This is a genomic window from Pseudomonas sp. LBUM1651 (assembly GCF_059716135.1).
Window position 1 is genome coordinate 5,775,184 of the sequence record NZ_CP166805.1, and the last position, 16,532, is coordinate 5,791,715.

13 protein-coding genes and 1 riboswitch are annotated in these 16,532 nt (G+C 58.9%); of the genes, 7 read left to right on the forward strand and 6 right to left on the reverse strand.

Annotation, left to right across the window (positions count from 1 at the left end; translation table 11 throughout):
* The first annotated feature begins 152 nt into the window (after positions 1-152).
* Positions 153-2,225 carry a patatin-like phospholipase family protein gene (locus tag ACA066_RS27080; RefSeq protein ID WP_497697306.1) on the forward strand — a complete coding sequence of 691 codons (2,073 nt, stop codon included), beginning with the start codon at positions 153-155 and terminating at the stop codon, positions 2,223-2,225.
* Between the two features lie 46 nt (positions 2,226-2,271).
* Here ACA066_RS27080 and ACA066_RS27085 read toward each other — a convergent pair whose 3' ends face one another.
* Positions 2,272-3,159, reverse strand: coding sequence for a formate/nitrite transporter family protein (locus ACA066_RS27085; RefSeq protein WP_497697307.1), 888 nt, complete (start codon positions 3,157-3,159; stop codon positions 2,272-2,274).
* A gap of 207 nt (positions 3,160-3,366) precedes the next feature.
* A complete protein-coding gene (locus tag ACA066_RS27090) occupies positions 3,367-3,771 on the reverse strand; it encodes an acyl-CoA thioesterase (protein ID WP_497697308.1) in 405 nt (134 codons plus the stop codon).
* Positions 3,772-3,961: 190 nt separating this feature from the next.
* Positions 3,962-4,060, forward strand: a riboswitch (S-adenosyl-L-homocysteine riboswitch).
* 23 nt (positions 4,061-4,083) lie between these two features.
* On the opposite strand from ACA066_RS27090, the gene ahcY reads away from it, so the two are divergent.
* The 4 genes from ahcY to rhlE2 all read left to right on the forward strand — a co-directional run bounded on the left by ahcY (position 4,084) and on the right by rhlE2 (position 9,640).
* Positions 4,084-5,493 (forward strand): adenosylhomocysteinase, encoded by a 1,410-nt coding sequence (ahcY, locus tag ACA066_RS27095; protein ID WP_497697309.1) that lies wholly within the window; start codon positions 4,084-4,086, stop codon positions 5,491-5,493.
* A gap of 191 nt (positions 5,494-5,684) precedes the next feature.
* The gene (gene metF / locus ACA066_RS27100) at positions 5,685-6,530 is read left to right on the forward strand and encodes a methylenetetrahydrofolate reductase [NAD(P)H] (protein WP_497697310.1); all 846 of its coding nucleotides are present in this window, start codon (positions 5,685-5,687) and stop codon (positions 6,528-6,530) included.
* Positions 6,531-6,726: 196 nt separating this feature from the next.
* Entirely contained in the window at positions 6,727-7,542 is an 816-nt protein-coding gene (locus ACA066_RS27105; protein ID WP_497697311.1) for a substrate-binding periplasmic protein, read from the forward strand.
* A gap of 223 nt (positions 7,543-7,765) precedes the next feature.
* On the forward strand, positions 7,766-9,640 hold the full coding sequence (rhlE2, locus tag ACA066_RS27110; RefSeq protein ID WP_497697312.1) for an RNA helicase RhlE2: 1,875 nt from the start codon (positions 7,766-7,768) through the stop codon (positions 9,638-9,640).
* Positions 9,641-9,885: 245 nt separating this feature from the next.
* Here rhlE2 and ACA066_RS27115 read toward each other — a convergent pair whose 3' ends face one another.
* The 3 genes from ACA066_RS27115 to ACA066_RS27125 form a co-directional block, all read right to left on the reverse strand.
* Entirely contained in the window at positions 9,886-10,479 is a 594-nt protein-coding gene (locus ACA066_RS27115; protein WP_497697313.1) for a YceI family protein, read from the reverse strand.
* A 32-nt stretch (positions 10,480-10,511) separates the two neighbouring features.
* On the reverse strand, positions 10,512-11,063 hold the full coding sequence (locus ACA066_RS27120; protein ID WP_497697314.1) for a cytochrome b: 552 nt from the start codon (positions 11,061-11,063) through the stop codon (positions 10,512-10,514).
* 339 nt (positions 11,064-11,402) lie between these two features.
* Entirely contained in the window at positions 11,403-13,163 is a 1,761-nt protein-coding gene (locus tag ACA066_RS27125) for a flavin monoamine oxidase family protein (protein ID WP_497697315.1), read from the reverse strand.
* Positions 13,164-13,386: 223 nt separating this feature from the next.
* Here ACA066_RS27125 and ACA066_RS27130 point away from each other — a divergent pair, with 223 nt between their 5' ends.
* The gene (locus ACA066_RS27130) at positions 13,387-14,793 is read left to right on the forward strand and encodes an adenosylmethionine--8-amino-7-oxononanoate transaminase (protein WP_497697316.1); all 1,407 of its coding nucleotides are present in this window, start codon (positions 13,387-13,389) and stop codon (positions 14,791-14,793) included.
* 178 nt (positions 14,794-14,971) lie between these two features.
* Positions 14,972-15,691: a 16S rRNA (uracil(1498)-N(3))-methyltransferase gene (locus ACA066_RS27135; RefSeq protein ID WP_497697317.1), complete on the forward strand. Its 720-nt coding sequence runs from the start codon at positions 14,972-14,974 to the stop codon at positions 15,689-15,691.
* Between the two features lie 111 nt (positions 15,692-15,802).
* On the opposite strand, the gene trhA is transcribed toward ACA066_RS27135, so the two are convergent.
* Positions 15,803-16,420 (reverse strand): PAQR family membrane homeostasis protein TrhA, encoded by a 618-nt coding sequence (gene trhA / locus ACA066_RS27140; protein WP_497697318.1) that lies wholly within the window; start codon positions 16,418-16,420, stop codon positions 15,803-15,805.
* Positions 16,421-16,532 lie beyond the last annotated feature (112 nt).

Here is a 16,532-nt window from a genome sequence, read left to right on the forward strand (position 1 = left end):
GAAACGCCCGGACCAGAGCCTTTCAGCCCATACCCGCACTCTGCGCCAATCGACTTCGCGTTTGTATTCCCAATTGATACACAGTGCTCTCGCATGGCTTCGTCTCTCCTAAAGTGCAGCTTCCGCAACTGCTCTCAAAGGAAGAGACACTCATGCCTAATATCAGCCTCCTACGTCCATCCTTACCACTTCCGTCAAACAGCCTGAACAACGCGATTCAAGGTTCACCGACAAGTCCCGCAGACGAAGATTGGGGCGACTTCATGCAAGGCACCCCGTGCAAAGGTGAAGGCCGGTGCGAAACGCTGGTGAGCTCATCGACCGGCCGAGAGCTTTCGATCCGCCGTTATGAAAATGGCGTGGTCGAAATTGAGCTAAAGCGTCCGGATATTAAAGTCTTGGTGCTAAGCGGCGGTGGGGCCAAGGGGGTCTCCTACTCAGGAATGGTGAAAGCGCTGGAAGAAAGTGGTCATCTGGCCAGGATCGAGAAGATCTTCGGCTCATCGGCAGGCGCCATTGTTGCGGCTGTGCTCGCCTGCGGCATGACACACGCGGAAATCGACAAGCTGCTGGACGAGATCGACCTTGTGTCGCTGCTCGACAGTCCCAGCAAGGTGCTTGCACTGATACAGCATCTCAGCTCCACCATTGGTAAAGGCATTGAAAAGATCCCGGGCAAGACCGGCAACATCGGACGGTTGTTGTTCGACCTGCTGCCTCGTCTTCAAACCAAAGCCACGCCGCTGGAGGCATTGCTCCAGGAGAAAACGGTTGAGTCGACCCTGTCTCGCTTCAGCGAGGCCCTTAACGATCCTCAGCGACAGCTTTCGGATGTGAGCAACGCCTGTGTGGAACAAATAAAATCCAGGGGCTACGTGACCTTTGGTGATCTGGCAACGCTGAGCAAGGACATACCTGAAATCAAACAACTGCACATCACCGGCACCGCCATGTTCGGCGGGCGCCCCCAAATGGTGGTGTTCAATGCCAGCCTGACCCCGGATATGGATGTGGCTCGCGCAGCCCTTATTTCAGGTTCATTGCCCGTCGTTTTCCAATCACCTTCGCAACAAGGTCTTCCCTTTCAGGGTGAGGGGGAGCGAACTTCCTTTCAGGATGGCGGGATCATGCTCAACACTCCGGTCCTGGATCTATACGACACTCAAATCCCCATGAGTGCAATTCCCGAAAGAGAACAGTTGATTCTAAAATTCGAGAGCGAGAATGGCGGTAAAAAAAACGACAGAGGCACACTTCTCTCGAGAACGATCGACAAGTTCATCGGTGTGGACCACGCGGCCCGAGACGCACAAGAAGACAATAGCATCGCAGCGTTTAAAGAACAAACAGTCATCGTTCCCCTGAAGACCGATGAGGGCGACTTCACTACGATGTTGGGAGGCACGGTCAACTTCAGCATGACGAAAGAGCACAGAAACATACTGCAGGAAAAACTGCGTTCTAAAGTTGAAGAACACCTGATCAGCCATAACCGCAGCGAAACGTACACCTTCAATTCCATTGGCAGCGCACTACTGGCCCTGGACGATCAATCGTTCAACGAAGTGATGATTGAGCTTAAAGAGCCAGCATCCGAAGCGGTCATCATCTTCCGGCTGCTCGCGAAACAGGTGCTGGACGTTCTAAAAAGCGATCTGGTTTCCATCTCCGAAGAAAAAAACAAACTCGCAGAAAAAGAAACAGACAAAGACAAAGCCGACGCCATAAGGAACGCCACACTGGAACTCACCCCAGAACTGCTTACAGCGTTCGGAAGGCTAGACGAACTCGGCGACACACCAGCAAAAATCGATTGGTTGGCAAAAAAGCTCAATCACGGAAACGACCCGGATTACATGGAGCTGCTCCAAGTCGTTAAACACATGGATAGCCAGCCAGTGGATGCCAAGCAGTCAATGCAGAAATCTGTGGTCATGACCGCGGCAATCGAGGAAATGGGTGTCCGCGACATCATCACCAAGAGCGAAAACTTCATTCGTGAAGTGCTCTTTCCCTCCCTGTATCGTGTTGGCCAGCCTGACTCGAACGTCGAGCTGATAGGAGACGTAATCATTGACTTGCTAAAAGCCAAGACACCCGAGGATCTCGAGAGAGCAGGCATACGACTTGAGGATAATTATGTCGCGCGCAACTCCCCATTCTCGGGTTTTGTCAGCTCGACGACAGTCGAACAAACCCGGGCATGGCTGATCCCTGCCAGATAACCGCACGGCGCCCAGCAGGTCGAGCGAGCTGATACCTCGCCCGGCCTCATCGCCTGGCGTCCTCGTCAGCGGTCGGCCTGCCTTCGCTTCCCTTCTCTTTAGGCGCGCCGCTTTCACTGCGAATCTGCGCATGGCTAATCAGCGCAAAAATAAAGCTACCGCCGATGATGTTGCCCACCAGCGTCGGACCGGCGAACACCAGCCAGAAATCCTTCCACGGCAATTCCCCGGCAAAGACCAGATACGAAACTTCGGCCGAACCGACCACGATGTGGGTGAAATCCCCCAGCGCCATGAAGTAGGTGATGAGGATGATGATCCACATCTTGGCGCTCTCCATGGACGGGATCATCCAGACCATGGTGGCGATCATCCAGCCCGAGACGATGCCCTTGGCGAACATCTGGCTGGCATCGTTTTCCATGACCTTGCGGCCGATGCCGAGAAAGGCCAGGTCGGTCTTGCTGTCGAAAATCGGCAAATGCAGCATCACATACGCTACCAGCAAGGTGCCGCAGAGGTTGCCCACCAACACCACCGACCACAACCGCAGTAAGCGGCCGAAGTTACCCAGCGTGGGCTTGCTCATGATCGGCAGCACGGCTGTCAGGGTGTTTTCGGTGAACAGCTGCTGGCGGGCGAGGATCACCGCGAGAAAACCGGCGCAGTAGCCGAAACTGGCGATGACCTTGAAGCCTTCGGCATCCGGCAGACGGGAATTGAGCAGCCCCATGGCCATCAGCGACAGGCCCATGGTCAGGCCTGCGGCCAGCGCCGACCACCACAACGCGGCGACGCTGCGCTCAAGCTCCTTATCGCCCTGGGTACGGATGATCTCGTGCAGCACCGCTGCGCGTGGAGGCTGGTTCTTTTCGACCTCATGCTGTTCTTTCGCCGAGAGGTCGGGGGTCTTGCCTTCTTTTTGCGTGTCCATTGAAGCTCCTGAGCCTTTGGCGTGTCATGTAGGTACGACACGTGGGGTTCGGGGCTGTTCAGTGGTCCGCTGAATCATCGTGGGCGGGTAGACCGCTATCGCTAGCAGGCTAGCTCCCACATTGACTCTCAGCAGCACACAAAATTTGTGGCCGCTGAAGATCTTAATGTGGGAGCTAGCCTGCTAGCGATGGGCGCACCGCCGATCTCACTCGGTAATGCCATCATCCTGAAACTGATCCTTGACGTACTTGATCTCCGTCCGGCCATGCGGTGCAGGCAAGCCGTCCTCACCCAGATTGACGAAGACCATCCTCTCCACCGTCAGGATGCTTTTGCGGGTGATCTTGTTGCGCACTTCGCAGGTCAGAGTGATCGACGTCCGGCCGAATTCAGTGGCGGTGATGCCCAGTTCGATGATGTCGCCCTGGCGCGAGGCGCTGACGAAATTGATTTCGGAAATGTACTTGGTGACCACGCGCTGATTGCCCAACTGGACGATGGCGTAGATCGCCGCTTCTTCGTCGATCCACCGCAACAGGCTGCCGCCGAACAGCGTGCCGTTGGGGTTGAGGTCTTCGGGTTTTACCCATTTGCGGGTGTGGAAATTCATGGGGGACTCCGGGCTTGAGGTGCTTGGGCGATAGGTTATGCCCCCCAGCTTCAAGTTTTAAGCGACAAGCCGCAAGCTAAAAGCAGATTCGCTTTTACTTGCCGCTTGGAGCTTGTCACTTGCCACTAGCCGGATAAAGAAAGCTATAATCGCCACCGATTTAAAACGGCTACTACCGTTTTCCCGCCACCTGTCCGAGGGGCGCTGCAGCAGGTTCGACCTGTCAGGCTCGGATGGGGCGTTGACTGGCCACGGCCAGACACTAAACGCACAACGGCGCCCATTCGCATACATTACGAATGGAGGCTCATCATGAGCGCTGTTATCACGCCTGCAGATTTTAACGATTACAAAGTCGCCGACATGTCCCTGGCTGCCTGGGGCCGTCGCGAAACCATCATCGCTGAATCCGAAATGCCAGCCCTGATGGGTCTGCGCCGCAAGTACTCCGCCGAGCAACCGCTCAAAGGCGCGAAAATCCTCGGCTGCATCCACATGACCATTCAGACTGCCGTGCTGATCGAAACCCTGGTTGCCCTGGGTGCCGAAGTGCGTTGGTCGTCCTGCAACATTTTCTCGACTCAGGACCAGGCCGCTGCCGCCATCGCTGCTGCCGGTATCCCGGTTTTCGCCTGGAAAGGCGAAACTGAAGAAGAGTACGAGTGGTGCCTGGAGCAAACCATCCTGAAAGATGGCGCGCCTTGGGATGCCAACATGATCCTCGACGACGGCGGCGACCTGACCGAGCTGCTGCACAAGAAATACCCGGCGATCCTGGACCGCGTCCACGGCGTCACCGAAGAAACCACCACTGGCGTTCACCGCCTGCTGGACATGCTGGCCAAGGGCGAGCTGAAAATCCCGGCCATCAACGTCAACGACTCGGTGACCAAGAGCAAGAACGACAACAAGTACGGCTGCCGTCACAGCCTGAACGACGCGATCAAGCGCGGCACCGACCACCTGCTGTCCGGCAAGCAAGCGCTGGTCATCGGTTACGGTGACGTGGGCAAGGGTTCGGCCCAGTCCCTGCGTCAAGAAGGCATGATCGTTAAAGTATCCGAAGTCGACCCGATCTGCGCCATGCAAGCCTGCATGGACGGTTTCGAACTGGTTTCGCCGTTCATCGACGGTATCAACACCGGCACCGAAGCCAGCATCGACAAGGCACTGCTGGGCAAGATCGACCTGATCGTGACCACCACCGGCAACGTCAATGTTTGCGACGCGAACATGCTCAAAGCCCTGAAGAAGCGTGCTGTTGTCTGCAACATCGGTCACTTCGACAACGAAATCGACACCGCTTTCATGCGCAAGAACTGGGCATGGGAAGAAGTGAAGCCACAGGTTCACAAGATCCACCGTACCGGCCCTGGCGCATTCGATGCCCAGAACGACGATTACCTGATCCTGCTGGCCGAAGGCCGTCTGGTTAACCTGGGTAACGCAACCGGTCACCCAAGCCGCATCATGGACGGCTCGTTCGCCAACCAGGTTCTGGCCCAGATCTTCCTGTTCGGCCAGAAGTACGCCGACCTGTCGCCAGCCCAGAAAGCCGAGCGCCTGACCGTTGAAGTACTGCCGAAGAAACTCGACGAAGAAGTGGCCCTGGAAATGGTCCGCGGTTTCGGCGGCGTCGTGACTCAACTGACCAAGACCCAGGCCGACTATATCGGCGTGACTGTTGAAGGTCCGTTCAAGCCGCACGCTTACCGCTACTGATTCGCTGACCGGCTTCGCGGTGTTCTGATACACCGCGTTGCCTGCTCTCCTGTAGGAGCGAGCTTGCTCGCGATGGACGTTAACGATAACGCGTGCTGGCTGGATAAACGCGTTGCTCTCACATTCTTCGCGAGCAAGCTCGCTCCTACAGGGGGCCAGAGTTCGCCTTACGCGTTTCCAAGGATATGACCATGTCCCAAGACCGTCGCTACAGCTTCGAATTCTTCCCTACGAAGACCGACGCTGGGCATGAAAAGCTGCTCGCCACTGCTCGTCAGCTGGCCACGTACAACCCCGATTTCTTCTCCTGCACCTATGGCGCTGGCGGTTCGACCCGTGATCGAACCCTCAACACCGTGTTGCAGCTCGAAAGCGAAGTCAAAGTCCCTGCCGCACCGCATCTGTCCTGCGTGGGCGACAGCAAGGACGACTTGCGCGGCCTGCTGGCGCAATACAAGGCCGCCGGCATCAAACGTATCGTTGCCCTGCGCGGTGACCTGCCTTCGGGCATGGGCATGGCCAGCGGTGAAATGCGCCACGCCAATGATCTGGTTGAATTCATTCGTGAAGAAACCGGCGATCATTTCCACATCGAAGTCGCCGCTTACCCGGAAATGCATCCGCAAGCGCGCAATTACGAAGACGATCTGACCAATTTCGTGCGCAAGGCCAACGCCGGCGCCGACAGTGCGATCACCCAGTACTTCTTCAACGCCGACAGCTACTTCTACTTCGTCGAGCGTGTACGGGCGATGGGCGTGAACATCCCGATCGTGCCGGGGATCATGCCGATCACCAACTACAGCAAGCTGGCGCGCTTCTCCGATGCCTGCGGTGCGGAAATCCCGCGCTGGATCCGCAAGCAACTGGAAGCCTACGGCGACGACACCCAGAGCATTCAAGGTTTTGGTGAGCAAGTCATCACCGAGATGTGTGAACGCCTGCTGCAAGGTGGCGCTCCGGGGCTGCACTTCTACACACTGAACCAGGCTGAAGCGAGTCTGGCGGTGTGGAACAACCTGAAGTTGCCGCGCTAAACATCGTTACAAGCAAGATCAAAAGATCGCCGCCTTCGGCAGCGCCTACATTCGGGAATGTTTAATCCCTGTAGGCGCTGTCGAGGGCTGCGATCTTTTGCTTTTTACGCACATTTATTGTGATGCAACACACGGAGATAGAGCATCTGCAGCCGGTTTCTGGCTCTTTCCCGTTTCTCGTCGTAATCTCAAGCCCATGCCATTGATCACGCAGTTAATCGCCGTGCTGGTTTTCACTTGCCTGAGCTTCGCCGCTCGGGGCGAGAAATTGCGCATTGTCACCGAACCATGGGCGCCTTACGTCTATGAGGAAAACGGCAAATCACTAGGCCTGGACTACGAAACCACGGCCATCGTCTTCAAGCGCCTGGGGATCGAAGTCGAGTGGCAGTTCCTGCCGTGGAAACGCTGCCTGTCGATGCTCGAAACCGGCCAGGCCGATGGCGCGCTGGACATTTTTCACAGTGAAGAGCGTGACGCCACCCTGCTCTACCCCAGCGAACCGCTCTCGGAAGTCGAGTTCGTGATGTTTTACGCCAACGAGCGCCCGCATCCATTTCGTACCCTCGACGACTTGAAAGGCCTGACAATCGGCACGTCGCCGGGCTATCTGTACAGCCCGGACTTTCGCGAATCGACCCTGTTCACTCGCGAACCGGCGCCCACCCATGAAGCCAACTTCGGCAAACTGGTGCGCGGGCGGATCGACCTGCTGATCACCGATCGCCGGGTCGGCCAGCATTTGCTCGACGAATTGAACATCCGCGACCAGATCAGCGAAAACCCCACGGTCATCAGCCAACAGAGCCAATTCCTGGCAGTACGCCGCAATGCGGGCATGGACTTGCTGGTGCAACGCTTCGGCGCCGAACTCAAGCGGTTCAAGCGCGAGCCCGCCTACGCCGAACTGAGTGCCCGTTATGGCGCCGAGCCGGCAGCCAGCAAGAAAGCCGCCGGGGCCACCGCCGTCCGCGAAAAAACCGTTGAGCAGCAGGAAAGCGGCGCGCAGTGATTGCTCTGTTATACTCCGGCCTTCCCGCCAGGCTCACGCCCGGACGCTCGGACTTGTTCAAGGCATCTCGACCCCGCTACAGCGCAGCTTTTCAGCCCGCGCGAGCGCTCCAGACGAGCTTTCAAGGCCCAGCAGGACCGGACGGGATTGCGTTCCTCTTAAACGCCATTCGCGCCAGGCAAGACTCCCATTGGGCCAAGCCCTAACTAAAACAGGATTACTCATGTCCTTTGCTTCCCTCGGTCTCTCCGAGGCTTTAGTCCGCGCCATCGAGGCAGCGGGCTATACCGAGCCTACTCCGGTGCAACAGCGGGCCATTCCCGCCGTGTTGCAAGGTCGCGACCTGATGGTTGCGGCTCAGACAGGTACTGGTAAAACCGGCGGCTTCGCCCTTCCGATTCTGGAGCGGTTGTTCCCCAACGGTCACCCGGACAAATCCCAGCGTCATGGCCCGCGCCAACCGCGCGTACTGGTCCTGACCCCAACCCGCGAACTCGCGGCTCAAGTCCACGAGAGCTTCAAGGTCTATGCCCGTGACCTGAAGTTCGTCAGCGCCTGCATCTTCGGCGGCGTCGGCATGAACCCGCAGGTTCAGGCCATGTCTCGTGGTGTTGACGTGCTGGTGGCCTGCCCTGGCCGCCTGCTCGACCTCGCTGGCCAAGGCAGCGTCGATCTGTCCCACGTGGAAATCCTCGTGCTGGACGAAGCCGACCGCATGCTCGACATGGGCTTTGTCCATGACGTGAAAAAGGTCCTGGCCCGCCTCCCGGCCAAGCGTCAGAACCTGCTGTTCTCGGCGACGTTCTCCAAGGACATCACCGACCTCGCCGGCAAGTTGCTGCACAACCCGGAACGCATCGAAGTCACGCCGCCGAACACCACGGTCGAGCGTATCGAACAGCGTGTGTTCCGCCTGGCTGCGAGCCACAAGCGCTCGCTGCTGGCGCACTTGATTACCGCCGGCGCCTGGGAACAGGTTCTGGTCTTCACCCGCACCAAGCACGGCGCCAACCGCTTGGCCGAGTACTTGGACAAACACGGCCTCAGCGCCGTGGCGATCCACGGTAACAAGAGCCAGAACGCTCGCACCAAAGCCCTGGCCGACTTCAAGGCCGGCGAAGTGCGCATCCTGGTCGCCACCGACATCGCCGCGCGCGGTCTCGACATCGACCAGTTGCCACATGTGGTCAACTTCGAACTGCCGAACGTCGACGAAGATTACGTTCACCGCATCGGCCGTACCGGCCGTGCCGGTCGCTCGGGCGAGGCGATCTCGCTGGTGGCCCCGGACGAAGAAAAGCTGCTGAAAAGCATCGAGCGCATGACCAAGCAGAAGATTGCCGACGGCAACCTGATGGGCTTCGATTCCAGCGCTGTAGAAGCCGAGAAACCGGAAGTCCGCGAGCGTCCGGATGTGCGTAACCCGCGCAATCCACGTGGTCCGCGCGGCGACGGTCCGAACGGCAGCGGCGGTGGCGGCGGTCGTAAAGACAAGGGCAAGGACAAGGGCGGCAAGGAAAAACCGGCGGCCAGCGGCCGTGGCGAGCGCCCGGCACGTGAGCAGAAACCACGCGAAGGCACCCCGGCGCGTGAGCAACAGCGTCCGGCGCCACGCGCTGCCGCTGACCGCGCTCCGGACGAGTTCCTGGACGACGATATCGATAACTTCGGTAACCGCGTCGACTACGTGCCTCAAGCCAAACCGGCTCAGGGCCGTGGTCGCCGTCCGGGTGCTCCGGCACAGGGCGCGACAGCTGGCGCAGGTGCTCCGCGCACTGGCGGCAAGCCTCAGGGTCGCCAAAGCGGTCCGCGCAGCAGCGACGGTGCCACCACCGGCACGCCGCCGGCCAAGCGCAGCGGTCCGCGCAACGGTGCGCCACGTGACGGTCAGGCCCGTCGCGAAGAAGGCCGCAACCGTCGCCCGGCGCGTGACGATCAGCCGCGTTCGGAACCCGCCGTGCAAAACCCGCGCGGTCCGGCACCGAAGATCATTCACAAGGAGTCGAAAACCGATCGTTTCCCGACTCCCGAGCAACTTGATCAACTGCCAGGCCGTCCGCGTGGTGAGAAACCAGCATTGCTGACTCGCAATCGCTGATTTAGCGCTGCCATAAAAAATGCCCCTGATCTCACGATCCGGGGCATTTTTTTATGCATCATCAAACCCTGTAGGAGCAAAGCTTGCTCGCGATGGTGTCATCAGCCACACCACACACCGAGGTGAACCTATCGCGAGCAAGCTTTGCTCATACAGGGCTCCGTGTCGTTGTTGTGGATTGCACCAGGCAATAAAAAACGCCCCCGACCGTGAGATCGGGGGCGTTTTTGTTCAAGCGGCGAAAGTTACTTCGCTTTGACGCCTTCAAACGTCACGTACAGTTCGACCGCATCGGACGCTGGGCCCAGGTCTTTCTGCTTGCCGAAATCGGAGCGCTTGATGCTGGTGGTGCCTTCGAAGCCGGCACGGTAGCCGCCCCATGGATCCTTGCCTTCACCCAGGAAGGTGGCCTTGACCACGATTGGCTTGGTCACGCCTGCGATGGTCAGATCACCCGCCACGTCGGCAGTGTCTTTGCCGGCGGCATTTTTGCCGGTGGATTTGACGCTGGTGGAAACAAATGTGGCTTTACCGAATTTGCTCGCGTTCAGGAAATCGCCGCTGGCGATGTGCTTGTCGCGCTCGGCGTTGTTGGTGAACACGCTTGCAGTGTTTACATTGAACTCGATCTTGCTGGCCTCAGGCTTGGCAGCGTCGAAGCTGAACTTGCCGTCGATGTCCTTGAAGGTGCCAGTGATGAAGCTGTAGCCCAGGTGGCTGATCTTGAAGTCAACGAAGGCGTGCTGGCCTTCCTTGTCGACAACGTAGTCAGCCGCCATCACGTTGGCGGACAGCAGAGCGGAACCGATTGCCAGAGCGGCGAGGGTCTTTTTCAACATGCTTTCTATTCCTTTGGAGTCGAGGTTGAACTTCAGGCTTTGCGGCCCAGCATACGAGTGAGGGTCGCATCACGATCGATAAAGTGGTGCTTCAATGCTGCCAACGCATGGAGACCGGAAAAAATTACCAGTACCCACGCCAGATACAGATGAATCACACCGGCGGTGTCTGCCTGGTCCGGCAGTCCGGACACCAGTGCAGGAACTTCAAACAGGCCAAACACCGGAATCCCGACACCGTCTGCGGTGGAAATCAGGTAACCGGCAATCATCACAGCAAACAGGCCGAGGTACAGGAACGAATGGCCGAACTTCGCACCGATGCGCGTCATGCGGCTATAGCTTTCCAGTGTGGGCGGCGGCGGGCTGATGAAGCGCCAGATCACCCGAAGAACCATCACCGCCAACAACACCAGGCCAATGCTCTTGTGCAGGTCAGGCGCGTCTTTGCGCCAGGTGCTGTAGTAGTCGAGACCGACCATCCACAACCCCAACGCGAACAGACCGAAGACCGCCAGCGCCACGCCCCAATGCATGAAGATGCTGACCCAACCGTAGCGGGAAGAAGAGTTACGTAGCTGCATGCCCAAATCCTGTGAGAACTGCGACCAAGACTATCGAGTTATCTATCGATTTAAAGCGGAAAATTTCGCTTTGAAATATCGAGAAATACGATCAAGAGTCTGAAATGGGTGAGTTAAAGAAAGATTAAAGAAGAATTTGTGGCGGGATGTTAGTGGCAGACCAGGAGATATGTGCCGATTGTACGGGCTACTTCGCGAGCAGGCTCCCACAGGGTTTCAGGTTGGCCACCTGTTTTGTGTTCGACCCGATCCCACTGTGCGAGCCTGCTCGCGAAGGTCTGACAGGCAAAAAAAAGCGCGACCCTTGAGCTGAGCCGCGCTTCATTTCACCCCAAAGGCTTACTGCGCCTTGGTCACTGCCGGTGTCGTTGCCGCTGGCTTCTTCACCGTCTCGGTTTTTTTCGCTGGCGCCTTGGCTGGCGCTTTTTTGGCTTCGGTTTTGGCAGCAGGCTTTTTCGCCGGCGCTTTGGCCGGAGCCTTCTTGGCTGGCTCGGCTTTCACCGGTGCTGCAGGCTTCGGTGCTTCCACTGGCGCAGGTGCCGGGGTGGCCACTGGGGCTGGCGCCGGTGCTGGCGGTGTTACCGGCTCTGGTGCCTTGACCGGCTCCGGCTTCTTGTCCTCTTCCGAGGAACCACCAAACAGATTGCTGAAGAAGTTACCCTTCTTCGCCGCCACTGCACCGGCCGCAACAGCAGTCGCTGCCGGAACAACCTTCGCCGGTTCAAACGACTTGCCCGCCGCCAGGTCTTCAACCTGACTGGCTGCGCGCTGACCGGTGCGCAATGCGCCTTCCAGCGTGCCTGGGTACAACGTGTCGGTGTGTTCGCCAGCGAACGCTACGCGCTGCAGCGGACGCTCCCACAGACGCCAGTACTTGCTGATCTGGCCCGGGCCGAAGGCCAGGTAAGCGCCGCCCATCGACGGGTCGGTGCTGTAGCGGCGGATTTCATAACCGGTGAACGAACCGCGTGCCTGTGGATAAAACGCGTGCAGACGAATCAGCACCTGATCGACCATCTGCTTGTCGCCGAAGGCCTGCATCACCCGCGCATTGTCGCCGGACAGGTTGATCACCACGTTGGCGCCGCCCTTGAGCGCCGGCTCGACCCACAACATGCCCAGCCCGGTGTTGCTGTAGATCTCACCGGACATGCGCGCCTTGCTTTCCCATACAGGCGTCTTGAACTTCAGCATGATCTGGTCGCGCCAGCCGTAGTTGGTGCCCTTGATCGCGCCCATGTGCTGGGCATCCAGCGCCGGGGTCATCTGGATCTTGCTCAGGGCGCGCAATGGCACGGCGACCACGACGTAGTCAGCCTGATAGCCGACGGTGCCGACTTTGACGGTCACGCCATCCTTGTCTTGGGTAATGGCCGAGACCGGGGAACTGGTCTTGATGGTTTTCAGCTGTTTGACGAAGGCTTGTGCCAACACCGGGCTGCCGCCGAGCAGGCGCGAAGCGCGCAGGTCACGGTCGGACACACCGCGATAAACCCGGCTCTGTTGCGCGTAATACAACAGCGACAGGCGCGAAGGTTCGTCATAACGGGTACGAATTTGCTGATTGATCAACTGCCGAGCCGTGGCTGGCAGCGCCAAACGGTCGAGCCAGTTGGAGACGTTGATCTGATCCAGGGCATGCAGCGTGCTGTTCGCCGCCGGGTTCTGCGGGTCCTCGATCGAGCGCGCCAGATCGTCCAGGGTCTTTTCGTAGCGCTTGAGCGCGTCAGCGGTGGCCGGCTCCTTGGTGGCCAGATCGGCCGCGGTGTAATACACGCCGTCGATCAGGTAGCTCGGCGTGCGCACGAATTCCGGCGCCGGCGTGGTGCTCAGCTTGAACGTCGAGACGTACTTGTTCAGCACCGGCTGGGTCTTGTCGTTGCCGATCCATTCACTGGTGGCCATTCCGGAACGGCCGCCCAGGCTCGGCTTGGCTTCCAGCAGGGTGACCTGCCAGCCTTTGTTCTGCAGTTCATAAGCAGCGGTGAGGCCCGAAAGCCCACCGCCGATCACGATCGCCGTTTTATCCTTGGCCAGCGCAGACACGCTGAACAGCCCCAACATCACCAGCGCACAGGCGCGCAGCCAACCAGCAGACATTCAGCGAACTCCGGAAATACACGTAGAAAAAAACGGTTTTGCGAGTCAGACGACTCAAAGAACCGCGAAGAATACGTTAGCCATCATTGGGCCGCCAGCGACGTCTATCGCCCTATACAAAGTAGCTCAATCGACACAATGGGTTGTTCCCGCGCGACGCATTGCATAGGCTTGCGCGATTGTATGTCCGCGCATGTCACGGACCGCCTCGAGGAGACTGAACATGGGCCTGAACAATCAGTGGATGCAACGCGATCTCGCGGTGTTGTGGCATCCCTGCACCCAGATGAAAGACCACGAACAGTTGCCGCTGATTCCGATCAAGCGCGGTGAAGGCGTGTGGCTGGAAGACTTCGAAGGCAAACGCTACCTCGACGCGGTCAGCTCCTGGTGGGTCAACGTGTTTGGCCACGCCAATCCGCGCATCAACCAGCGCATCAAGGATCAGGTCGATCAGCTGGAGCACGTGATCCTCGCCGGTTTCAGCCATCAGCCGGTCATCGAGTTATCCGAGCGTCTGGTGAAGATGACGCCGGAAGGCCTGACCCGGTGCTTCTACGCCGATAACGGTTCGTCCTGCATCGAAGTCGCGCTGAAAATGAGCTTTCACTACTGGCTCAACCGCGGCCAGCCGAACAAGAAGCGCTTCGTCACACTGACCAACAGCTACCACGGCGAGACCATGGCGGCGATGTCGGTGGGCGACGTGCCGCTGTTCACCGAGACCTACAAGGCGCTGCTGCTGGACACCATCAAGGTGCCGAGCCCCGATTGCTACCTGCGCCCGGAAGGCATGAGTTGGGAAGAGCATTCACGCAACATGTTTGCCGCGATGGAGCAGACGCTGGCGCAGAACCACGACACCGTCGCGGCGGTGATCGTCGAGCCACTGATCCAGGGCGCCGGCGGCATGCGCATGTATCACCCGGTTTATTTGAAGCTGCTGCGTGAAGCTTGCGACCGCTATGGCGTGCACCTGATCCACGACGAAATCGCCGTCGGCTTCGGCCGCACCGGGACGATGTTCGCCTGTGAACAGGCCGGCATCCGCCCGGACTTCCTCTGCCTGTCCAAGGCCCTGACCGGCGGTTACCTGCCGTTGGCGGCGTGCGTGACGACCGAAGACGTCTACAGCGCGTTCTACGACGACTACCCGACCCTGCGCGCGTTCCTGCATTCGCACAGCTACACTGGCAATCCGCTGGCGTGTGCGGCGGCGTTGGCGACGCTGGATATCTTCGAAGAAGACAATGTGATCGAGAACAACAAGGCTTTGGCGCAGCGCATGGCCTCGTCTACCGCACATTTGGCCGATCACCCGAACGTCTCGGAAGTGCGTCAGACCGGCATGGTGCTGGCCATCGAGATGGTCAAGGACAAGGCTACGAAAGAAGCTTATCCGTGGCAGGAACGTCGTGGCTTGAAGGTGTTCCAGCATGCGTTGGAGCGTGGTGCTTTACTCCGACCGTTGGGCAGCGTGGTGTACTTCCTGCCGCCTTACGTGATCACGCCGGAGCAAATCGACTTCCTCGCGGAAGTGGCCAGTGAAGGGATCGACATTGCGACCCGCAATAGCGTGAGTGTCTCGGTGCCGAAAGACTTCCATCCCGGGTTCCGTGACCCGGGCTAAAAATCACTGGGAAACCCTGTGGCGAGGGAGCTTGCTCCCGCTGGGCTGCGAAGCGGCCCCGCTTATCCCTAGAAAGAAGAGGCCTGCTGCGCAGTCCAGCGGGAGCAAGCTCCCTCGCCACAAAAAGCCAGCCAAAAAAGCGACTTGATCCAACTTACTGATTCAGTAGAGACCCAGCATGAGACTGTCCCGCTTCTTTATCGACGCCCCCCTGAGCACCGGCGAGCACGAGTTGCCCGAGGCCCAGGCCCATTACATCAGTCGCGTGCTGCGCATGGCCGAGGGCGATGCGTTGCAACTGTTCGACGGCTCGGGCCATGAGTTTCGCGCCACGCTGGTGGAGGTTGGCAAGAAGCGCGTCGTGGTGCAGATCGATGAAAGCTTCGCCGGTCAGATCGAATCACCACTTGCGATCCATCTCGGCCAGGGTTTGTCCCGTGGCGAGCGGATGGATTGGGCGATTCAGAAAGCCACTGAACTGGGCGTGACTGAAATCACCCCGATCTTCAGCGACCGCTGCGAAGTCCGGCTGAAGGACGAGCGCGCCGACAAACGCCTGCTGCATTGGCGCCAGGTGGCGATCAGCGCGTGCGAGCAGTGCGGCCGGTCACGGGTGCCGGTGATTCATCCGCCGGTGTTGTTGGCGGACTGGTTGAAGCATGCCGAGGCAGAGTTGAAATTGGTGTTGCATCCGGTGGCGGAGCCGTTGGTGAGTCATGCGAAGCCGGCAACGTTAGCGTTCTTGATTGGCCCGGAGGGTGGGTTGTCGGATGCAGAGGTTGATCAGGCCAAGAGCGCTGGTTTCCATGCTGCTCGGTTGGGGCCGAGGGTATTGCGTACCGAGACCGCGCCGGTTGTTGCACTGGCGGTGGCCCAGCAGCTTTGGGGTGACTTCTAGGGCCTCTTCGCCAGCAAGCTGTGCTCCTACAGGATTGGTGTCGACCCAAATATTGGTGGCAACCCCCAATCCTGTAGGAGCACAGCTTGCTGGCGAAGCAGGCGATGCGGTCTAGAGGACATAAACCAGAATCGCCACAAAATGCAGCAAACTCCCGGCAATCACGAACAAATGCCAGATCCCGTGCGCATGCCGCAGCCGATGATCCAGGGCAAAGAAAACAATCCCCACGGTGTACAAAATCCCCCCCGACGCCAGCCAGGCGAACCCGGCCATGCCCAGCGCCGCCAGCAACGGCTTGACCGCCACCAGCACGATCCAGCCCATCACCGCGTAAATCACGATCGACAGGACCCGCGCTTCCGAACGCGGTTTGATCTCTTGCAGGATGCCGATCAACGCCAGCGCCCAGACAATCCCGAACAACGTCCAGCCCCACGGCCCGCGCAGGGTCACCAGACAAAACGGCGTGTAACTGCCGGCGATCAACAGGTAGATCGAAAAGTGATCGACCTTCTGCATGATCGCTTTTTTGCGCCCGCGCACGCTGTGATAAACAGTCGATGCGCTGTAGAGCACCATCAACGTGAAACCGTAAATCGCCACGCTGACGATCTTCCACGGACTGCCGTCCATGCCGGCAATCACCAGCATCCACACCACCCCGACCGTCGCCGCCACCGCCCCGACCAAATGCGTCCAAGCGTTCAATCTTTCCCCGTGATACATGTGTTGCTCACCTCGACATTCGTTACAGCATTGCGCAAGGCTCAGGCCTCAAGCGTAAAAGCGCAATGTTTCAAAACACAATCGCCCTTGTAGGAGCCGGCTTGCTGGCGAT